This window comes from Leifsonia sp. 10L418 (assembly GCF_056395445.1).
The window spans coordinates 779,653-799,076 of the sequence record NZ_JBFTJN010000002.1; the positions used below are offsets into that span (position 1 = coordinate 779,653).

Genomic DNA, 19,424 nt, shown 5'->3' on the forward strand with positions numbered 1-19,424 from the left:
GTTCGCGGTTAGGCGATGAGGGGAAGGACTTCGCCGAGGCGCAGTGCCGTCTGGCTGAGTCCGAGATCACGGGCAAGCTGTGCCACCTCCGGCCGCTTGAGCCGGGCCTCGGCCAGGATGGCGTCGTTGGCGAAGACCTCGGTGGCCGTGCCGTCGGCGATGACCGTGCGATGGGCCATCACGACGACCCGGTCGAATGACTCCACGACGAAGCGCATGTCATGCGTGATGGTGATGACCGAGACTCCGTCTGCTTCCAGCTGGTCGATCATCCGGTTGAGCAGCGCGAGGCCGTGACTGTCGAGACCGGCCGTCGGCTCGTCGAGGATGACGTATTTGCATTCGCCGACGAGGATGGCCCCGATCGCGACGAACTTCTTGATCGCGAACGGCAGGTCGTTGGGGTTGATCTCGAAATACTGGGCGATGCCGGTGAGGTCGGCGGCGCGGGCGACACGCTCCTCCCGTTTCGCCTCATCCCACTTGTGATATCGCGGCATGTATTCGAGCTCGCCACGCACATTGCTGCCGAAGATCTGGTCGTCGGGGTTCTGAAAGACGTAGCCGACCGTCTTCGCGGTTGTCGCCGTTGTACGTGAGCTCGTGAGCTCGCCGTTGACCGAGACGGTTCCGGTCGTTGGCCGGAGCAACCCGTTCATCATCTTGACGGTTGTGGTCTTGCCGGCGCCGTTCTGACCGACGATGGCCACCCGTTCGCCGTCATTGATGGTGAGGTTCACCGACTCGACGGCGACGGAGCCGTCGGGGTAGGTGAATGAGGCGTTGGTCAGTTCAATGGGCACGGGCGAGTCCTTCCATGCGTTCGCGCACGAGCAGCTTCGCCTCGGCGCGGGTGATCGGGATGGCAGAGAGGGGTCGCCCCTCGCGCTCGAGGGCGAGAGCGAGTTCGGTCACCTCCGGCCGGGGCACCTGGGCATCCGCGAGGGCGGGGGAGGTGAGCACATCGCGCACCTCGCCCTCCATCACGATCCGGCCCTCCTTCATCACGATGATGCGATCGGCGTACTCGGCCATCAGATCAATCTTGTGCTCGACGAGGATGATCGATTTGCCGCGTTCCTTGAGATCGCGGATGATTCCGAACACCGCCTCGGAGGCATCCGGGTCAAGCTGCGAGGTGGGCTCGTCGATCACAATGAAGTCGGCGTCCATGGCGATGATCGACGCGAAGGCGACTTTCTGGCGTTGTCCGCCGGAAAGCTCGTTCGGGTTCTTCTCGATCAACGCCTCGATGCCGAGCTGAGCGACGACCTCACTCACGCGGGAGATCATCTGTTCCCGCGGCACACCGAGGTTCTCCAGGCCGAGCGCGATCTCCTCGAAGACCGTGTCTTTGACCCCGCTGATTTGGGTGAACGGGTTCTGAAAGACATAACCGATCTGGCGCGAGAGCTCCGCCGAATCCCAGTCGGTGAGATTGGTGCCGAGAATCTCGACGGTGCCGGTCAACTCGCCCTCATGGAAGTGCGGGATGAGGCCACGGATGAGGCTGCACAGGGTGCTCTTGCCGCTCGCGTTCAGCCCGACGACGCCGTAGAGCAGGCCGGGTTGAATCTCGAGCGAGACGTCGGTGAGCGCCGGCTCCTCGGCGTAGGCATAGGTGAAGCCCACATTCTTGATCGAAACTAGTACCACGTCAGCAGAGCTCCCACGATTGAGGCGGCGGCCAGGGCGAGGGCGGCGCACAGCACGACAACGTCGCGGGTGCGGATCCCATGCAGGCTCACCAGATGGCTGTGCGGCTGGCGCGAGTTGAAAGCGCGGGCGTCGAGTGCGAGCGCCCGCTCCTCCGTCTCGTTCATCGCGGCCAGAAACACGGGGGCGAGAATCGGGACGAAAGCGCGAACGCGCTGGGCGATCGACCCCTCCGTCTCGATCCCGCGGGACTTCTGGGCATCCATCACAACCTTGGCGTTCTTGCCGAGGTCGATGATCGACTGGAAGGAGGCGAGGATCACGTAGGTCGCTCGCGGCGTCATTCCCTTCAGCTCAAGCGCGAGCATGAGGTATTTCATCGGGATGAGCGAGAAGAACAGAGTGACCGCCCCGCACATGGCCATGACGACCAGGGCGAAGCGGGCGCCGTCGATGACACCCTCCATGCTCACGGCGATGGGTCCCACCGTGAACAGAATCTGCTCGCCCGGAATGAACGCGGCGCGCAGAACGAACAGGATGAGGCCGACGATCGCGAACAACTTGGCGTAGTTCGCGGCGAAGCTCGGGCCGATGCCGGCGAAGAATGCAATCGCGACGTAGCCGGCACAAATGAGGGTCGGAGCAAGCAGACCCGGGATGGCGATGGCGATCACCACCAGCGACACGAGGGCCACGAGAACCGTAATCGGGTTCAGATCGCGGATACCGTTTCCCTGTGTCGCTGGCCGGCGAAAGCCATCAATGAATTCGCTAGAAATGTCACGCCTCCAAAGATGTAGTGCGGAACTGATGGTGCGTTAGCTGTGCGCGGCAACCTTGATGGCTGCCGGCGACTTCTTGAGGTAGATGTAGCCGAGCGGGAGTTTGGCGTAGAGCCGCTTGGGGATGCGCAGCAGGATCAGGTAGACGATCATCACGGTGGGCACCTTGTCGAGAATGTCCATCGGGATCTGGGCGACGAAGTTCGCCGTGTTGATGTCCATGCCGGAGGCAACGAGTGCGCCGACGATGAGTGCGCCGCCGCCGCCGCCGAGGCCGCCGAAGATCCAGATGGTCATGAGCGCGCCGAGCACGCCGCCGATGAAGGCGAACAGAACCGAGCTGAGAAGCGTCTTCCACCAGCTGGTGAACACGCCGCGCTTGGCGAGCCAGCCGGCGAGGAGCCCGAACATGATGTTCAGGAGCGCATACGGCAGGTTCGTCGGTGACGTGATCGAGTTGAGCAGGTTCGAGATAAGGCCGACCAAGGCCCCGGGAAGGCTTCCACAGGTGGCACCGACGAGAATCGTGCCGATGCTGTCGAGGTAAACCGGAAGTTTGAGCAGGAGGGCGATCTGCCCGCCCACGAAGTTGATGGCGATTCCAATCGGAATCATGAAGATCGTCAAACGGCCGTAGCTCTTCATTAAGCGTGCGAATCCGGATGAGTTGGTCATTGCGTCACCTTTTCTACATTGATCGGTGTTGGGGGGATGGAGTGGTGAGTTCAAGCCGTTCGCCTTGCTCCGCAATGAATGCGCGGACAGTGGCTGCCTCGGTTCGGCCGGCGCGGCCTCCGACCTTGCCGATGGAGAGCGCGGCCGCCGCATTGGCGAACCGCGCCGCAGCAGCGAGGTCATTCGTCGTTGAATAGGCATAGAGGAACGAGCTTGAGAAGGTGTCGCCTGCACCTGTCACATCGATGGGCTCCACGGGGTAGCCGGGAATGCTTTCGATGCCGTCGCGAGTGTACAAATCGCACCCCTCGCTGTCTTTCGTGACGATGATCGCGGTGGTTCTGTTGTTCAGAAGCCGCTGCACATCGTTTCCGCATTCTGTGAACCGCTGGAATCCCAGCGAATTCATGAACAGAATGTCGCAGTACTCGATGAGCCCCGAAGGGTGGTTCTCGAGGTGGTACACGTCGAGATCGATCACGATCTTGACTCCGCGATCGCACAGATCGCGGAAGATTTCTTGTGCGCCCTTCGCCCCCATTCTGAACGGCATGCTGTCGGTCTGGCTGGTGAAGAGAAACTCGGCGTTGGCCATATGCTCGAACGCCTCAGGGGTGATCTCGGTGTGCGAAATACCGAGATTCGGGATGATGACGATGTGCTGGTCTCCGGAAAGCAGGATGATGCACTTCGAGTCAGGAACACTCTCATCGAAGATGACGTGTTTCGTGCTGATACCGGAGTCGGTCAGGTCCTTCAGCAGCCGCTGGGTGAGCAAACCGGAGTTGAGCTGCGACATGAACGAGGTCGGGATGCCGTAGTTGGCGAAGATCGACGCGGCGTTGGCGCACATCCCGCCGAATTCCTCGGGGATCGTCTCGACGCTGACCTTGTCGCCGCCGACCGGAAAGTAGGGAGCGACGTAGTACTCGTCGATGGCGACGTCGCCGAAGAAGACGGAGTAGCCGCGCGCGGGGGCGCTCTCGCTGGCCATTGCTCGGCCGGGGTTGTTCACGCTCACTGCTTTCCTTCGTTTCGTGCCGGTGCGAACCGCACCGCTGACTCGCGTTCGATCAGTTCGACGGGCAGCACGATGTGCTGTGTCTCCGTCGTGATTCCCTCCAGCTCATCGATGAGCATCGTGACCGCGCGACCGCCGAGGCCGAGCACGTCTTGGCGCACCGTGGTCAATGCGGGACTGGCGTAACGGGCATCCGTGCTGTCATCGAAGCCGACGAAGGAGACGTCGCGAGGCACGGTGAGTCCCTGCTCCCGCAGCACTTCGATGGCGCCGAGGGCCATCAGGTCGCTGCCGGCGAAGACGGCGCTGAACTCACCGTTTCGGATGCGCTCGACGTAGGGGGCGATGCATTCCCGGCCGCTCTCGGCGGTCACCGAGCCCAGGGTGTGCTCGAGGGGGTCGCCGCCGCCGGCCGTCCAGGCGGCGCGGAAGCCGGCCGCACGCCGGGTGCCGACGACGCCGGTGACGCCGAGAACGAGCACGGAACGGTGGCCGAGGGCCAGCAGGTGTTCCGCGGCGAGTTTGCCGCCGTGCTCGTTGTCGGAGACGACCGAGGCAAGCTCGGCGCCTTCGATCTCCTCGTCGACGAGCACCGTGGGCATGCCGCCGAGCACGCGGGACAGCTCGGCCTCCGTTGGCGGCTCACCGGCCGTGTAGATCACGCCGTCGACGGCGCGGGAGTGGATCATCTCGAGGTACTGCACCTCGCGGGCGTTGTCGTAGCCGGTGCCGCAGACGAGGATGTTGTAGCCGCGTGCGATCGCAGCGGCCTCAGCCCCTTTGGCCAGCTGCGCGAAGTATCCGTTGCCGATGTCGGGCACGAGCACGGCCAGGATGCGGGTCATGCCGAGGGCGAGGTTCTGGGCGGAACGGCTGGGCACGTAGTCGAGTGCGGCCATGGCCGCCTCGACGCGCTGCTTCACGGCGTCGCTCACTTTGCGCTTGCCGCTGAGCGCGTGGGAGACCGTCGTCTGGCTCACACCCGCCTTCTCGGCGACGTCGGCAATCGACACCATCATGTACCGTCCTCGCTACATCAGGCCAAAGTATTCGCATCGTTGCAAAGCGCTTTGGCAAACCGCTTTGGCAAAACAATACGCAACTCCGTCGCGCGAATCAAGACCTGATTCGAAAGTGGTGGTGGGCCCTCCGCCCGGCCGGTGGGGGGAGGGGGCGACGGAGGCGCGCCCGGGTGGGCGAGGGCTAGGTGTCCTTTCGGATCCAGCGGAATGTGACGAGGCTCAGCGCCAGCCCGACGACCAACCAGATGCCGAGATTCAGTGCGACGAGGCCCAGATCCCAGGAGCCCGACGGCTCCAGCGCCTGAAAGCTTTCAGGAAGGAACACGCTGCGCATCCCCTGCGCCATCCACTTGAGCGGAAACAGGCTGGCAAGGTTCTGCATCCAGGTCGGCAGCAGGTAGAACTGCAGGTAGACGCCCGAGATGAACTGCAGCAACAGCACGGTCGGAATGACCACCGCCGTCGCGCTCTTGCCCGAACGGGGAACCGACGAGAGGGCGATCCCGAGCAGAGCGGATGTGATCGTGCCGAACACGAACACCCACGCGAAGGTGTACCAGCTGGAGGCCTCCTGCGGCAGTGCCACTCCGAACACGAAATGGGCGACGAACAGCAGTAGTGCGGCCTGCAGGATGCCGGTGGCGAAGACCTGTCCGATTTTTCCGATGAAATAGCTGTTCGGGGAGAGCGGGGTGCCGCCGAGCCGCTTGAGCGTGCCGTCGCCCTTCTCCGTGGCGATGTCGACGGCCAGGTTCTGCAGACCCGAGAGCAGCATGCCGGCGGCGATCATCCCGGGGAGATAGTACGCGCCGACACTGATTCCGCCGGTTCCGTCGGGAGCCGTGCCGACGTTGCCGGCCGAGCCGAAGGCGGTGGTGAAGATCCCGAGCATGACGACCGGAAAGAAGAACGTGAAGAAGAGGGTGTCCGGCGAGCGAAAGTAGACCTTCGTCTCGTAGCCGACCCGGGCGGCGCCGAGGGTGAGGGTGTTCATGCGCGGGGTTCCTTCGAGCTGGCAGCGGTCGGTGACGGCGAGTTGTCGGGCGGTGTGTTGGGCGGTGTGTCGGCAGTCGCCGGTGCTGGAGTCGCTTCCGTTGATGCCGTCGAAACGTTTGAGCGTGCTGTCGGCGTCGTAGTCGTTGGCGTTGCCGCAGTCGCTGTCGCTGTCGGCGTTGCCGCATCCGCCGTATCGGCCGTGCGCACCAGATCGAGATACACGTCTTCGAGACTTGGCCGCACGACCTCGAGCTCGGCCGGCTCCCCGCCGAGCGCGGCGACGAGCTCGGCGACAACGTGGCCGGGATTCTCGGTGCGCCGTTCCTGCCGCGCGCCCGTCGCATCCCGCCACCGCACCGACGGAATGCGAGCGGCGGCGCCGCCGATCTCGTCGATTCTGCCGATGTCGATGAGGCGTCCACCGGCGATGACGCCGGCCCGATCGCCAAGCTGAGCCGCTTCGTCGAGGTAATGGGTGGTGAGCAGAATCGTCGTTCCCTCCGCCTTCAGCGAGCGGATGAGCCCCCAAAACCGGTGCCGCGCCTCAGGGTCGAAGCCGGTGGTCGGTTCGTCGAGAAAGAGAAGTTCGGGACGTCCGATGATGCCGAGCGCGACATCCACTCGTCGGCGCTGTCCGCCCGACAGCTTGCTGATGCGAGTCTTTGCCTTCTCGCCGAGGCCGACCGCGTCGATGACCTCGGCGACACTGCGCGGATGCGGGTAGAAGCCCGCGAAGTGAGTCAACTGTTCGGTCACCGTGACGTTTCCGCTCTCGCCGGTGGACTGCAATACGATTCCGAGGCGCGATTTCCAGCTGCGGCCGCCGTGCCGCGGATCGATGCCGAGCACCGACACCTCGCCGCCGGAGCGATCCCGGTACCCCTCGAGAATCTCGATCGTTGTGCTTTTGCCGGCGCCGTTCGGGCCGAGCAGGGCGAAGGTCTCGCCGAGGTGAATGTCGAAGCTGATCCCGCGCACCGCCTCCACGTCGCCGTAGCGTTTCTGAAGATCGCGCACGTGAACAACCGGTTCGTTCTGAGTCATGCACCCAGAATCCCAGTCGCCGCCGCATTCCGATAGCCGTCGCCCGCCGAATCCCCTGCCGGTCGACCCACATCGGGCGGTGTCGGTGCCTGTGAGGGGGCGTAAAACGGCCTTCCTCGGTGCCACGAAGGTCGATATGCGACCCCTCAGGAGAGTCGACCGGAAGGGCGGATTCTGATCTAGAGAGTGTGGAGTGCGGGGAACAGCTCGAGGCTGTCCCTGATCAGTTGCAGCAGCATCCGACGGTCAGTGAGTTCATCGGCGGCGATCTCGATGACGTGCCATCCGGCGGCCGCGAGCCGAGCGAGCCGGGTGCGGTCCTTCCTCCAGCGCAGAATCTCCGTGCGGGGGTAGTCGCCTTGATACTCAAAGATCACCCGGTGGGCAGGAAAACAGAGGTCGGCTCGAGCAAAGATGGTGCCTCGTGCATCGGCAATGGGGTAGTTGGGCACGAGGCCCCGGATGCCGGCCTTGATGACTGTGACGCGCACAATCGACTCGGGTGGCGAATCGGCATTGTCGACAAGCAAGTCGAGCGCTTCGATGAGGCGCGCCCGACCTCGGCGGCCGGGGTGGCGGGCGGCAGCCTCTCGGAGGTCTGTGATGCTGGAGAGCGGATGCCGATGATGCACGATGTGGTCGCCGGCCGCGACAAGGTCCTCCAGGTTGAGAACAGTCGCTAGATCGCACCACGTGCGGGCGGCGGTCGTGACACGAAGCCCGCTGCAGTCACACAGATCGTCGACGCCGATTTGGAGCTTGTGGCCGGCGGTGCCCGAGCTTCGCGGCGCACGCTGAGGGGAGGGCATCCCAACGTGAAGCGCGGAACGCGCGTCGAGGCGGATTGGCACGGGAATCCGCAGAATTTGCGTGGCAGTGATGCTGCAGAAGAATCCGGCGTCAGGCATCCGTCGTTGATAGGCGCGCGCGCGATCGGAGACTGAACGGGCAGGTGCCGACACACGAATTCCGTGAAACGGTCGTCCCAGATCGCCGCCACGCAGGCGCCCCTCGCGGATGCCGCACAGCGCGGCCTCGTGCGTGGTGAACACTCTGCCGAGTGAGGGCGGGAGCGGAATCCGGGAGGTCACGCGACTTAGCGTGCCGGAATGCGCCCCCGTCCCGCGCGACTTATCCACACCGCGAAGGTTCACCTGGCGTGAGGGGTCGCATATCGACGTTCGATCGGTGAACGAAGGTCGATATGCGACCCCTCACAGGTGGAAACGCTCGTGAGACACGTCCGGCCGGCCCCGAGGAGGGACCGGCCGGCGATGAAGAGGGTTGCGCGAATTGGTGCTACGCGAACAGGCGCTGCAAGCGCTGGATGCCCTCCAGCAGTGGCGCGTCGCCGAGCGCGTACGAGAAGCGCAGGTAACCACTCGGGCCGAATGCCTCGCCGGGCACGGCGGCCACCTCGGCCTGGTCGAGGATCAGGTCGGCCAGCTCCAGCGACGTGGTCGGCGTGACGCCGCCCCAGGTGCGACCGAGCAGACCCGAGACATCCGGGTACACGTAGAACGCGCCCTGCGGTGTCGGTGTGATCATGCCGGGAATCTTGTTGAGCTCGCCGACGATCAGCTTGCGGCGGCGGTCGAAGGCATCTCGCATCGCGAGCGCGGCATCCTGAGGCCCGTTCAATGCGGCGATCGCCGCACGCTGCGAGATGTTCGACACGTTCGACGAGAGGTGCGACTGCAGGTTCGAGGCGGCCTTGATGGCATCGGCCGGGCCGACCATCCAGCCCAGGCGCCAGCCGGTCATGGCGTAGGTCTTCGCGACACCGTTGACCAGGATGGTGCGGTCGGCGAGTGCCGGAACAGCCTCGACGATCGAGACCGCGCGCACGCCGTCATAGGTGAGGTTCTGATAAATCTCGTCGGAGATGACCCAGAGGCCGTGCTCCTCGGCCCATTCGCCGATCGCCTTCGTCTGCTCCGGGGAGTAGACCGAGCCGGTCGGGTTCGACGGCGAGACGAAGAGCAGCACCTTGCTGCGCGGGGTGCGCGCGGCCTCCAGCTGCTCGACGGTGACCAGGTAGTTCTGGTCGCTGCCGGCGAAGACATCGACCTGCACGCCGCCGGCGAGTTTGATGGCCTCCGGATAGGTGGTCCAGTACGGCGTCGGAACCAGAACCTCGTCGCCCGGGTCGAGCAGCGTGGCGAAGGCCTGGTACACGGCCTGCTTGCCACCGTTGGTCACGACGACCTGGCTGGGGGAGACCTCCAGGCCGCTATCGCGCAGCGTCTTCGCGGCGATGGCCTCGCGCAGCTCGGGAAGGCCGGCCGCCGGGGTGTAGCGGTGGTTCTTCGGGTCAACCACCGCGGCCAGCGCGGCGTCGATGATGTGCTGCGGCGTCGGGAAGTCAGGCTCCCCGGCCGCGAAGCTGATCACCGGACGACCGGCAGCCTGCAGTGCTTTCGCTTTACCGTCGACTTTGAGGGTTGCCGACTCTGCAATGGAGCCGACGCGGGTAGAAATTCGCTTGAGTTCGTGTGTCACGGTACGAGCATACGGGGGCGTGCGGCTCTCCCATAGAGCGGTTACGATAGAAGCTGCACCGTGCGTATGGCTCCCCGAAGAATATTTCGGATCGGGAGTGATCCGCCGGGGTTCAGGTGTAACAACAGCCACGGATGCCCGGGGCTGGGTGACCTGGCCGGCGGCTCAGCTTTACAGAGCCGGCTGAGTAACCTACACTTGACCGAGGTAGTTGAAATCGACCATGCTTTTTTGCGCCCTTTTTGACCTCGTCAAGAATGCGCAGAACGACATACTGGTTTCTCCTCCATAGGGTGGTGGCTCAATTGGTAGAGCAGCGGTCTCCAAAACCGCAGGTTGCAGGTTCGAGTCCTGTCCGCCCTGCAAGTCGGTGGTCTTTCTACCGGCCCATGAAAGGTGTAATAGGTGGCCCGCAAAGTTATCGACGAACCCAGTGAGGAAATCGTCGCCAACGCGAAGACGGCCCGCGACTCCAAACGCGGCCCCTTCGGGCGGTTCTCCGTGTTCATCAAGCAGGTTATGGCTGAACTCCGCAAGGTAGTGACGCCGACTCGCAAAGAACTCCTGAGCTACACCGGCGTTGTGCTGGTCTTCGTGACCATCGTGATGGCCCTGGTCTACGCAATGGACTGGGTGTTCGCGCTTGCCGTGACATGGGTGTTCGGAACTCCGGGCGGTTAACCAACCGCTGCCTGCGGCGGCTTGCGAATGATCGTCAACCGTAGTCATGGCAACGCTGTTCGGGACACGCATTCGTGCCCTGTGCAATAGAGAAGAATTGAGATTTTGTGTCTGAGACGAATCACGACGACGTTGACTGGGCCACTGCTGCTGAGCAGTCCGCCGAGGACGACGAAGCGCAAGAGGGCAACATCCTTGCGGCCGACGAGAAGTCTGTAGAGGCCGCCGAGCAGGTCGCCGTGCACATCATCGACGAGAGCGAAGACGGCCTGGACGGCCTCGACGCCGCGCTTGACGCACTCGCCGGGTCAGCAGATCCCGAAGCCGACGCCATCGTCAACGATGCGCTCGACATCGACTCCCTCGACGAGGCGAACGCCGCCGTCGAAGCCGTCGAAGACGAAGACGAAGTTTCCGACGACCCCTACGACGAGTTCCGCAAGGAGCTGCGCTTCGCACCGGGCAAGTGGTACGTGATTCACTCCTACGCCGGCTTCGAACGCCGCGTGAAGTCGAACATCGAGAACCGCAAGCAGTCGATGGCCATGGAAGATTACATCTACCAGGTCGAGGTCCCGATGGAAGATGTCGTCGAGATCAAGAACGGCCAGCGCAAGATGGTCACCCGTGTGCGCATCCCCGGATACGTGCTCGTTCGCATGGACCTGAACGAAGACAGCTGGTCTGTTGTTCGTCACACGCCCGGTGTCACCGGCTTCGTGGGCAACGCCCACAACCCGACGCCGCTGCGTTTCGAAGAGGCCTTCGGCATGCTGAAGAGCCTGGTTGAGATCAAGGATGTCCCGTCGGCCAAGGGTGGAAGCGCTCAGGGCGGCAAAGCTCCGGTTCGCGTCATCGCAGCCGAGATCGACTTCGAAATTGGCGAGACGATCACCATCAAGGAAGGCTCCTTTGCGGGCCTGCCCGGTTCGATCAGCGAAATCAAGCCGGAGAGCGGCAAGCTCATCGTGCTCGTGTCGCTCTTCGAGCGTGAGACCCCGGTCGAGCTCAGCTTCGACCAGGTCACCAAGCTCTAGTACCGCAGGGGCTCATGCCCCACTCGGTTTCTGAACCACCGGGGCCCATCCGGGTACCGGGAGAGCGGTCCTTGTGGCCACTCGAACATCAAAAGAAGGAAGAACAATGGCACCGAAGAAGAAGGTTACTGGTCTGATCAAACTTCAGATCAAGGCCGGCGCCGCCAACCCCGCACCGCCCATTGGTCCGGCGCTCGGTCAGCACGGCGTCAACATCATGGAGTTCTGCAAGGCGTACAACGCAGCGACCGAATCACAGCGCGGCAATGTTGTCCCCGTTGAGATCACCGTCTACGAAGACCGCTCGTTCACGTTCGTTCTGAAGACCCCGCCCGCAGCGGAGCTCATCAAGAAGGCCGCCGGCGTCGCCAAGGGCAGCGGAACCCCGCACACCGTCAAGGTTGCCAAGCTCACGCAGGCTCAGGTCCGCGAAATCGCCGAGGCCAAGATGGTTGACCTCAACGCCAACGACCTCGACGCTGCGTCGAAGATCATCGCCGGCACCGCCCGTTCCATGGGCATCACGGTCGAGGGCTAACCCCTCCACCTCCACCAGCATTCCGCCGACCGGCATTTCGCCGACAGGCACGTGGAAGAGCCAGCCAGGCTCGCACCACACTCTCAAGTTCCATTACAGGAGATTCAAATGGCACAGAAGTCAAAGGCCTACCGGGCCGCGGCCGAGAAGATCGAAGCCGACAAGTTCTACACCCCGTCTGCTGCAGTCGCTCTCGCCAAAGAGACCGGCTCAGCTAAGTTCAACTCGACCGTTGAGGTTGCCCTCAAGCTCGGTGTCGACCCGCGCAAGGCAGACCAGATGGTCCGCGGCACCGTGATTCTTCCTCACGGTACCGGTAAGACCGCCCGCGTCATCGTCTTCGCAACCGGCCCGGCCGCTGAAGCTGCAATCGCAGCCGGCGCCGACGAGGTTGGTGGCGACGAGCTCATCGAGAAGGTTGCCGCCGGTTACACCGCGTTCGACTCCGCCGTCTCGACCCCCGAGCTCATGGGTAAGGTCGGCCGTTTGGGTAAGGTTCTTGGTCCGCGTGGCCTCATGCCGAACCCGAAGACCGGCACCGTGACGCCCGACGTCGCGAAGGCCGTTTCTGACATCAAGGGTGGAAAGATCGAGTTCCGCGTCGACAAGCACTCCAACGTGCACTTCGTCGTGGGCAAGGCATCCTTCTCCGCCGAGCAGCTGGACGAGAACATCTCGGCAGCACTCGAAGAGATCGTGCGTTTGAAGCCGAGCTCCTCCAAGGGCCGCTACATCATGAAGGGTGCAGTCTCGACCACGTTCGGTCCTGGCATCCCGCTCGATGTGAACAGCATCTAAGTAGTCGCATTACAGTTCGAAGGGCCCGTCGCGAGACGGGCCCTTCGTCGTTAACGCCGCTGATTCAACGCCGCTGATTCAACGCCGCTGATTCAACGCCAGTGGTTCAACGCGACCGGATGCGTGCAGTCACGTGGACGGTCGCGTGCGCGTTGCGCGCTCAGTCGGCCAGCGCCCGCAATTTCTCGGCCACGAGGATGGCGTCGCCCTCCGGCGCATCCGACTTCTTGTCGGGCCGGGCGAGGAACAGATAGAGCAGGCCGGTTCCGGCCACGATGCCGAGTCCGATCAACACGACATAGTCGGTGAAGAAGTCGCCGGTGCTTCCGGGGACTGCCAACAGGATCATCGCGAAGATGCCGTAGGCCAGGGCAAGCACGTTCACGATGATTCCCCAGCGGCCGAGCGAGAACGGCCCGGCCGGCTTCCAGCCCTTGAACCGTTGGCGCAGCGCGCCGAGCACGACCATCTGGAACGCGACGTAGATGCCCAGCACCGCGAACGAGGTCACGGGAACAAGCAGGTCGTTGTTGACCCAGATGAGCACGCAGATGAGGGCGGGCACGGTGCAGGCGACGATGAGCGCGTTCCGCGGCACCTTGCTCGTCGGCGACACCTTGGCGAGCCAACGGTGGCCCGGAATCATTCCGTCGCGGGCGAACGAGAAGAGCAGGCGGCTCGCCGCGGCCTGCAAGCTCAGCACGCAGGAGAGGAACGCGGTGATGGCGATGACCAGGAACAGTTTCGCCCCCACCGGCCCGAGGCTCGCCTCGAGGATGCCGGGGATGGGGTCGGTGTCGGTGCCGTTGACGATCGATGCCAGATCGGGCGCCGCCATCACGTAGCCGCCGAAGGCGAGCAGGCCGGAGACCCCGCCGACGAGGATCGTCATCATCATCGCGACCGGAATGCGACGGGCCGGATTCTCGACCTCCTCTGCGACGTCGCCGCAGGCCTCGAAGCCGTAGAACAGGAACAGGCCGGCGAGGGCGGCGCCGAGGAAGGCGGGAAGATAGCTCCCGTCGCCCTGCACCCCCATCGGGTCGAAGAAGACGCTGAACTCCTGCTTGCGCTGGAAGATGAGCAGGTAGAGCCCGACGCCGATCACACCAATGAGCTCGGCGGCGAGGCCGATGCGGGCGACCCGGGCGAGTGACTTGGTGCCGGTGAAGTTGATGGCCAGCGCGACGAGGAGAAACCCGAGCGTGATGAAGAGGGTCGTCTCGTTCGTGTGCTCGATGCCGAAGAGGCTCGCGGCGAACCCCGAACCGAACTCGGCCACGGCGGTGATCGTCACGATCATGGCCCAGATGTAAACCCAGGCGGCCATCCACGCGTACCGCCGACCCCACAGGCGCCGTGTCCACGGGTAGATCCCGCCGTGGATCGGATATTGCGAGACGACCTCCCCGAAGACGAGGGAGACGAGCAGCTGCCCGGCTCCGACGATGACGAGCCACCAGATCGAGGGCGGGCCGCCGATCGAGAGTGCCACGGCGAAGAGCGAGTACACGCCGACCAGCGGCGACAGATAGGTGAAACCGAGGGCGAAATTCGACCAGAGAGTCATGGAACGGTTGAAGGAATCGTCGTATCCGAGAACCTTGAGGTGCTCGCTGTCGCCGAGTCCTTCCTGGGCTGGCACTTTCACTGACATGGTGACCTTTCGGTTCAAGCCGCAAGGTGCTGCTGCCGAAAATGCCGGCGACACCTCATTGTGTGTGCCAAACATACTGCCCGTACAGCTCGCAAAGCTATAGAACCGGATGATTGGATTCCTCGGTGGTGTTCCTGCTCGTCGAAAATGCGGCCTCACAGGGCCGCGGCCGGACCGTAGACTCGGGAACGACAACGCAAAGGAGCGAGATGCGCATCGGAATGGCGATCAATTACTCCAGCGGCTTCCGTGAGGCGGCGGCTGAAGTGGCCGAACTCGAGAAGGCCGGACTCGACCAGATCTCGGTGCCGGAGGCGTATTCCTTCGATGCGGTGAGCCAACTGGGCTATCTCGCGGCGGTCACGGACACCATCACCATCGCCTCGGGCATCGTGCAGATCTTTACCCGCACGCCCACGTTGACGGCGATGACCGCGGCCGGCCTCGACTATGTGTCTGACGGCCGCTTCGCGCTCGGCCTCGGGGCATCCGGACCACAGGTCGTCGAAGGATTCCACGGCGTTCCCTACGACGCCCCGGTGTCACGCATTCGCGAGATCGTCGAGATCTGCCGGATGGTGTGGCGTCGGGAAAAGGTCGAATATCACGGCGAGCATTACACGATTCCACTGCCGGCGGGCCAGGGCACGGGGCTCGGCAAGCCGCTCAAACTGATCAACCAGCCGGTGCGGGAACGCATCCCGGTCATCATCGCGGCGCTCGGGCCGAAAAGCGTCGCCCAGGCGGCCGAGATCGCCGAGGGCTGGCAGCCGCTGTTCTTCCACCCGGAGAAGGCGCAGTCCGTCTGGGGTGCGTCGCTCGCCGCCGGCGCGGCGAAGCGGGATGCCGCGTTGCCGCCACTGGACATCCATGCCAGCCCGGCACTCTTGATCGGCGAGCACACCGAGGCGCTGCTGGCGGCGCAGAAGCCGCAGCTGGCGCTCTACATCGGCGGAATGGGCGCACGGGGCAAGAACTTCTACAACGACCTCGTGCGCTCGTACGGCTATGAGGCGGAGGCCGAGGTGATCCAGGATCTCTATCTCGCCGGGCGCCGCGAGGAGGCGGCAGCCGCCGTGCCCGACGAACTGGTCAGAGCAATCTCGCTGATCGGACCGCAGAGTTTCGTCGCAGAGCGGCTGGCCGCGTTCGCCGGGGCCGGGGTGACCACCCTCAACGTCGCGCCACTCGCTCCGGATGCCGCGGGTCGGCTGCAGCAGATCTCCCTGCTCAAGGAGCTGACGGGCGCGCTGTAGCTCATCACTGATCGAGACGCGTCTGTCGGTCATGCGCGCTCACGCCGGTCAGGGGTCGTGCCGCGGCTCGTGACTGACCAGGCCGACGGTATTGCCTTCGCTGTCGCGGATGAACGCCATCCACTCATCGGTGCCGACCGGCCCGAGTGAGTCGTCGGTGTGGCTGAAAATGACGTGCGGGGCGTCGACGATCTCCACCCCGCGAGCGCGCAGCGCGTCGGTGGTGGCGCGCACATCGTCGACCTGCAGGTAGATCAGCGCTGAGGCTGCTGCCTTCTCGAGCAGCAGCCGGGAGCGACCCACGTTGAAGAAGAGCAGCCCTGGTGGGTCGAATCGTGCGGCGGGCGGGCCGCCGAGCAGGGCTTCGTAGAACGCGGCGGCGCGGTCGAGATCGTCGGCGTGCTGGGCGACCTGCAGAATCTCCATGGTGACCTCCCTCGAGTCGTCACCCTGATCATCCGCCTCGATGGTGCTGTGTGTCGAGGTCTGCCGGTTGCAGGGACCACCATCTCGTTGGTTGTGTTTCGACAGGCTCAACAACCGAACCGCGCCCGACGGAGTCGGCCTCGTCTCGAAACCAGGCGAGCCGATCTCAGAAGTTGGGTTGGGTTTGAGGGTTGGCTCGCGAGGTTTCGAGACGCTCGCTGGCGCGAGCTCCTCAACCAACGAAAGAGCCCGCCCTCTCCGCACGGGGCGGGGAAGACGGGCTCATTTCTGATTCGGTGTTAGCCGATACGGATCATCTTCTTGTTCACGAACTCGTCGGCGCCGAAACGGCCGAGCTCGCGGCCCGAACCGGACCGCTTGACGCCACCGAACGGAAGCTCGGCGCCGTCGGCGCCGACCAGGTTGATGAAGACCATGCCGGCCTCAATGCCGTCGGCGACACGCAATGCCTGCTCGGGATCGGTCGTGAAGACGTACGATCCGAGGCCGAACGGGGTGTCGTTGGCCAGAGCGATGGCCGCGGCCTCGTCGGCGACACGGAACACCTGGGCGACCGGGCCGAAGAACTCCTCATGGAAGGCGTCGGAGCCCGGCTGAACGTCGGTGAGCACGGTGCCGGCGTAGTAGTTGCCGTCGGCGGTTCCGCCGGTGACCAGGGTGGCGCCCTGGGCGACGGCGCGCTGGACCTGCTCGACGAGCGTGGCGGTGGCCTTCGACGAGGAGAGCGGGCCGAGAACGGTGCCGTCCTTGCTCGGGTCGCCCAACTCGGCGCCGGCGATCGCCGCGGTGAACTTCTCGAGGAACGGTTCGTACAGCTCCTCGACGACGATGAAGCGCTTGGCGGCGTTGCAGGCCTGGCCGTTGTTGTCGAGGCGGGCGAAGGCAGCGGCGCCGACGGTGGCGTCGAGGTCGTCGGTCGACAACAGGATGAACGGGTCAGAGCCGCCGAGCTCCAGCACGACCTTCTTCAGGTTGCGGCCGGCGATTTCGGCGATGGCCGCACCGGCGCGCTCCGAGCCGGTGAGTGAGACACCCTGGACGCGCTTGTCGGCGATGATCGTGGCGATCTGCTCGTGCGACGCGTAGATGTTCGTGTACGCCCCGGCGGGGAAGCCGGCATCGTGCATGATCTGGCCGATCGCAGCGGCCGATTCGGGGCACTGCTCGGCGTGCTTGAGCAGGATGGTGTTGCCGATGATCAGGTTCGGTCCGGCGAAACGGGCGACCTGGTAGTACGGGAAGTTCCACGGCATGATGCCGAGCAACACACCGAGCGAGCTGCGACGGATCAAGGCCGAGCCTTCGCCGGCGAGCAGGTTGATGGCTTCGTCCTTCAAGAGGTCTGCCGCGTTGTCGGCGTAGTAGGCGTAGATGTCGGCGCTGAAGTCGACCTCGCCCAAGGCCTGCTCGAGCGGCTTGCCCATTTCACGCACGATGATCTCGGCGAGCTCCTGACGGCGCTCCAGGTGCAGTTCGCTGACCCGGCGGATGAGCGCTGCGCGCTCCTCAATGGTCGTGCTGCGCGACCAGGTGCGGTGCGCCTCATCGGCTGCCGCAATCGCGGCGTCGAGCTCGACATCCGTGATCGTCGGGTATGTCTTGACGGTCTCTCCGGTGGCCGGGTTGATGACAGCGTAGTCACTCATAGGCTTCTCCTTCTCAGGTCTGTGCGCCCGAGGGAACTGGCGCCGGTGCAAAACTCTCCTGCGTCAAAGATATATCAACGGATGATTAAACTCGCGACTGTGACGCAGGGCTGAGAATAACCCGAAAGGGAACGCCCGAACAGGCCACCGCGCCGCCGTGACGCGGGGCCAGCTGGCCGGCCTGCACCGTTGGTTCGGTTGAGATCACTACCCGGTCGACCGCGTTCACGAGGGCGAGCGGGTGCTCAGCCGCGAGAAAAAGCGGAAGCAGGGCGGTTTCGATGCGGCGCACCGAGACATCCGCCCCGACGACGCCGATCATGTCGTTGCCGACCCGCACCGGCATGGTCAGCGTGAAGATGTAGTCACAGGTGCAGAGGTGGTCGACGTAAGGGCCGGTGACGTGGCGTTGGTGCGTCGATTCCGGGATCGAATACCATTCCAGAGCCCGAAAATCACGCAGGTAATCGGTGTAGACCCGAGCCCCGAGGTCGAGGCGCGTCGGCACCGTCGTGATGCCGAGCAACGGATTCGATTCGAGCGGGCCGAGCCACCAGGAGAAGTGCACATCGCGCCCCTGCACGAACTCCGGCGCGGCGATAAACCCCGCGCCGATCAGGATCGGATTCGGCAGGAGGAGGGACGGAACGACGAGGGCCTCGACCAGCGCATCGAGCGCTGAGGAGCGTGCGGACGGCCCGGTGCGGGCGATCTCCTCGCGCCAGGACTCCAGATCGCGAAAAATTCCGTCGAACAGGTCGCTCACCGCGGCCGCGCACTGTTCAGTCGTCGACGATGGATGCGTCATCCAGCAGGCCTCCTCGCTCAATATGCGCCTTCGCGGCAAGCAACCACTCCGATAAAGCCTGCACCTGGTCACCGACCAGGCGGCGCGCGAGTGCGCTGTCGCCGGCCTCGAGTGCGGGGGCTACCAAACCGAATCCGTCCGCGACGCGCGCACGAAGCGCCGGATCGCCCATGCCCAGAAAGAGAAGGGGTCCGAACTCGGCCTGCACCCGAATCTGCTCGCGCACGAGGCGGGCCGACTGGGTGAGCACGGCCAGTTCGAGAAAGAAGCCGCCGGCATTCGAACGGGCTCCCGCGGTCGACGCGAAATCCGCGTTCTGCAACCAGGTGGCCAGGCGTTCGGCATCGAGCGGCGAAGTGTGCAGGGCGGCCCGCGCAGCGCATCCCTCCGCGATCACGCCGAAATACACCGCAATGTCAGAGAGCTCAACCTGAGCGAGCCCGTGGATCCGGGCGCGGAGCAGCGTGCTGTGGGGGGCATCCGCGGCAATCACGAAGCTGCCGCCCTCCCGGCCGCGCCGGGTCTCGACCAGGCCGGTGTCGCGCAGGATTACGAGCCCCTCGCGCACGGTGATCAGGGCGACGCCGAAGCGTCGGGCGAGTTCCGGCTCGCTCGGCAGCCGTTCGCCCGGCGACAGCACGCCGAGAATGATGGCGTCGGTGAGCCGTTGGGTCACCTGTTCGGCGCGCCCGGCGTCATTGAGCTGAGCGAAGACTGCTTCGCGTGCTCCGGGTCGTCGGTCTGCCGCCATGAGGACAATCTACTGGGCGCGCAAAGATTCGGTATAGGATCTATCCCACGCGCCGGGTGAGATGTGTGATCCTGGGCGCAGTGCACGACACGGTTGGCCAATGG

At 64.4% G+C, this 19,424-nt stretch carries 20 protein-coding genes and 1 tRNA gene; 6 read left to right on the top strand and 15 right to left on the bottom strand.

All coding sequences use genetic code 11. The features are described from left to right. Window positions 1-8 precede the first annotated feature (8 nt). The 10 genes from AC1DCF_RS07040 to AC1DCF_RS07085 all read right to left on the bottom strand — a co-directional run bounded on the left by AC1DCF_RS07040 (window position 9) and on the right by AC1DCF_RS07085 (window position 9,701). Entirely contained in the window at window positions 9-803 is a 795-nt protein-coding gene (locus AC1DCF_RS07040; RefSeq protein ID WP_477210399.1) for an energy-coupling factor ABC transporter ATP-binding protein, read from the bottom strand. Further along, window positions 793-1,656, bottom strand: coding sequence for an energy-coupling factor ABC transporter ATP-binding protein (locus tag AC1DCF_RS07045; protein ID WP_441789626.1), 864 nt, complete (start codon window positions 1,654-1,656; stop codon window positions 793-795). Before AC1DCF_RS07045 ends, AC1DCF_RS07040 begins: the two co-directional genes overlap by 11 nt. Continuing rightward, entirely contained in the window at window positions 1,647-2,471 is an 825-nt protein-coding gene (locus AC1DCF_RS07050) for an energy-coupling factor transporter transmembrane component T (protein WP_477210552.1), read from the bottom strand. The genes AC1DCF_RS07045 and AC1DCF_RS07050 overlap by 10 nt, the downstream gene beginning before the upstream one ends. 6 nt (window positions 2,472-2,477) lie before the next feature. Beyond that, the gene (locus AC1DCF_RS07055) at window positions 2,478-3,116 is read right to left on the bottom strand and encodes an ECF transporter S component (protein ID WP_477210400.1); all 639 of its coding nucleotides are present in this window, start codon (window positions 3,114-3,116) and stop codon (window positions 2,478-2,480) included. Window positions 3,117-3,129: 13 nt separating this feature from the next. Next, window positions 3,130-4,137 carry a carbohydrate kinase family protein gene (locus AC1DCF_RS07060; RefSeq protein WP_477210401.1) on the bottom strand — a complete coding sequence of 336 codons (1,008 nt, stop codon included), beginning with the start codon at window positions 4,135-4,137 and terminating at the stop codon, window positions 3,130-3,132. After that, window positions 4,134-5,156: a LacI family DNA-binding transcriptional regulator gene (locus AC1DCF_RS07065; RefSeq protein WP_477210402.1), complete on the bottom strand. Its 1,023-nt coding sequence runs from the start codon at window positions 5,154-5,156 to the stop codon at window positions 4,134-4,136. Before AC1DCF_RS07065 ends, AC1DCF_RS07060 begins: the two co-directional genes overlap by 4 nt. Before the next feature lie 184 nt (window positions 5,157-5,340). Next, complete coding sequence (locus AC1DCF_RS07070; RefSeq protein WP_441789630.1) at window positions 5,341-6,153, bottom strand: ABC transporter permease; 813 nt, start codon at window positions 6,151-6,153, stop codon at window positions 5,341-5,343. Continuing rightward, a complete protein-coding gene (locus AC1DCF_RS07075) occupies window positions 6,150-7,199 on the bottom strand; it encodes an ABC transporter ATP-binding protein (RefSeq protein WP_477210403.1) in 1,050 nt (349 codons plus the stop codon). The genes AC1DCF_RS07070 and AC1DCF_RS07075 overlap by 4 nt, the downstream gene beginning before the upstream one ends. 179 nt (window positions 7,200-7,378) lie before the next feature. Next, window positions 7,379-8,107, bottom strand: coding sequence for a hypothetical protein (locus AC1DCF_RS07080; RefSeq protein ID WP_477210404.1), 729 nt, complete (start codon window positions 8,105-8,107; stop codon window positions 7,379-7,381). Window positions 8,108-8,498: 391 nt separating this feature from the next. Beyond that, complete coding sequence (locus tag AC1DCF_RS07085; RefSeq protein WP_441792526.1) at window positions 8,499-9,701, bottom strand: pyridoxal phosphate-dependent aminotransferase; 1,203 nt, start codon at window positions 9,699-9,701, stop codon at window positions 8,499-8,501. A 290-nt stretch (window positions 9,702-9,991) separates the two neighbouring features. On the opposite strand from AC1DCF_RS07085, the gene AC1DCF_RS07090 reads away from it, so the two are divergent. The 5 genes from AC1DCF_RS07090 to rplA all read left to right on the top strand — a co-directional run bounded on the left by AC1DCF_RS07090 (window position 9,992) and on the right by rplA (window position 12,755). Next, window positions 9,992-10,064 (top strand) — tRNA-Trp (locus AC1DCF_RS07090). Between the two features lie 42 nt (window positions 10,065-10,106). Then, entirely contained in the window at window positions 10,107-10,382 is a 276-nt protein-coding gene (gene secE, locus AC1DCF_RS07095; RefSeq protein WP_441792527.1) for a preprotein translocase subunit SecE, read from the top strand. Window positions 10,383-10,489: 107 nt separating this feature from the next. Beyond that, complete coding sequence (gene nusG, locus AC1DCF_RS07100) at window positions 10,490-11,419, top strand: transcription termination/antitermination protein NusG (RefSeq protein WP_441792528.1); 930 nt, start codon at window positions 10,490-10,492, stop codon at window positions 11,417-11,419. Window positions 11,420-11,525: 106 nt separating this feature from the next. After that, window positions 11,526-11,957, top strand: a complete 432-nt coding sequence (gene rplK, locus AC1DCF_RS07105; RefSeq protein ID WP_441792529.1) for a 50S ribosomal protein L11 — start codon at window positions 11,526-11,528, stop codon at window positions 11,955-11,957. Window positions 11,958-12,065: 108 nt separating this feature from the next. Further along, entirely contained in the window at window positions 12,066-12,755 is a 690-nt protein-coding gene (gene rplA / locus AC1DCF_RS07110) for a 50S ribosomal protein L1 (RefSeq protein WP_441792530.1), read from the top strand. Window positions 12,756-12,915: 160 nt separating this feature from the next. Here rplA and AC1DCF_RS07115 read toward each other — a convergent pair whose 3' ends face one another. Then, window positions 12,916-14,412: an APC family permease gene (locus AC1DCF_RS07115; protein WP_477210405.1), complete on the bottom strand. Its 1,497-nt coding sequence runs from the start codon at window positions 14,410-14,412 to the stop codon at window positions 12,916-12,918. 209 nt (window positions 14,413-14,621) lie between these two features. Between AC1DCF_RS07115 and AC1DCF_RS07120 the strand changes: the two genes are divergently transcribed. After that, complete coding sequence (locus AC1DCF_RS07120) at window positions 14,622-15,668, top strand: LLM class F420-dependent oxidoreductase (protein ID WP_477210406.1); 1,047 nt, start codon at window positions 14,622-14,624, stop codon at window positions 15,666-15,668. A gap of 48 nt (window positions 15,669-15,716) precedes the next feature. Here the strand turns inward: AC1DCF_RS07120 and AC1DCF_RS07125 are convergent, their stop codons facing one another. The 4 genes from AC1DCF_RS07125 to AC1DCF_RS07140 all read right to left on the bottom strand — a co-directional run bounded on the left by AC1DCF_RS07125 (window position 15,717) and on the right by AC1DCF_RS07140 (window position 19,320). After that, on the bottom strand, window positions 15,717-16,094 hold the full coding sequence (locus AC1DCF_RS07125; RefSeq protein WP_477210407.1) for a VOC family protein: 378 nt from the start codon (window positions 16,092-16,094) through the stop codon (window positions 15,717-15,719). Between the two features lie 299 nt (window positions 16,095-16,393). Continuing rightward, complete coding sequence (locus AC1DCF_RS07130; RefSeq protein WP_441792534.1) at window positions 16,394-17,761, bottom strand: NAD-dependent succinate-semialdehyde dehydrogenase; 1,368 nt, start codon at window positions 17,759-17,761, stop codon at window positions 16,394-16,396. An 85-nt stretch (window positions 17,762-17,846) separates the two neighbouring features. Beyond that, window positions 17,847-18,569: a cache domain-containing protein gene (locus tag AC1DCF_RS07135; protein ID WP_477210408.1), complete on the bottom strand. Its 723-nt coding sequence runs from the start codon at window positions 18,567-18,569 to the stop codon at window positions 17,847-17,849. Then, window positions 18,544-19,320 carry a FadR/GntR family transcriptional regulator gene (locus AC1DCF_RS07140; RefSeq protein ID WP_477210409.1) on the bottom strand — a complete coding sequence of 259 codons (777 nt, stop codon included), beginning with the start codon at window positions 19,318-19,320 and terminating at the stop codon, window positions 18,544-18,546. The genes AC1DCF_RS07135 and AC1DCF_RS07140 overlap by 26 nt, the downstream gene beginning before the upstream one ends. Window positions 19,321-19,424 lie beyond the last annotated feature (104 nt).

Excerpts from the sequence above, each read along its gene's own strand:
- rplA (WP_441792530.1), top strand. The coding sequence starts at position 12,066 with ATGGCACAGAAGTCAAAGGCCTACCGGGCCGCGGCCGAGAAGATCGAA.
- AC1DCF_RS07055 (WP_477210400.1), bottom strand. The coding sequence starts at position 3,116 with ATGACCAACTCATCCGGATTCGCACGCTTAATGAAGAGCTACGGCCGT.
- AC1DCF_RS07115 (WP_477210405.1), bottom strand. The coding sequence starts at position 14,412 with ATGTCAGTGAAAGTGCCAGCCCAGGAAGGACTCGGCGACAGCGAGCAC.
- AC1DCF_RS07065 (WP_477210402.1), bottom strand. The coding sequence starts at position 5,156 with ATGATGGTGTCGATTGCCGACGTCGCCGAGAAGGCGGGTGTGAGCCAG.
- AC1DCF_RS07120 (WP_477210406.1), top strand. The coding sequence starts at position 14,622 with ATGCGCATCGGAATGGCGATCAATTACTCCAGCGGCTTCCGTGAGGCG.
- AC1DCF_RS07070 (WP_441789630.1), bottom strand. The coding sequence starts at position 6,153 with ATGAACACCCTCACCCTCGGCGCCGCCCGGGTCGGCTACGAGACGAAG.
- AC1DCF_RS07135 (WP_477210408.1), bottom strand. The coding sequence starts at position 18,569 with ATGACGCATCCATCGTCGACGACTGAACAGTGCGCGGCCGCGGTGAGC.
- AC1DCF_RS07080 (WP_477210404.1), bottom strand. The coding sequence starts at position 8,107 with ATGCCTGACGCCGGATTCTTCTGCAGCATCACTGCCACGCAAATTCTG.
- rplK (WP_441792529.1), top strand. The coding sequence starts at position 11,526 with ATGGCACCGAAGAAGAAGGTTACTGGTCTGATCAAACTTCAGATCAAG.
- AC1DCF_RS07130 (WP_441792534.1), bottom strand. The coding sequence starts at position 17,761 with ATGAGTGACTACGCTGTCATCAACCCGGCCACCGGAGAGACCGTCAAG.
- AC1DCF_RS07125 (WP_477210407.1), bottom strand. The coding sequence starts at position 16,094 with ATGGAGATTCTGCAGGTCGCCCAGCACGCCGACGATCTCGACCGCGCC.
- AC1DCF_RS07140 (WP_477210409.1), bottom strand. The coding sequence starts at position 19,320 with ATGGCGGCAGACCGACGACCCGGAGCACGCGAAGCAGTCTTCGCTCAG.
- AC1DCF_RS07075 (WP_477210403.1), bottom strand. The coding sequence starts at position 7,199 with ATGACTCAGAACGAACCGGTTGTTCACGTGCGCGATCTTCAGAAACGC.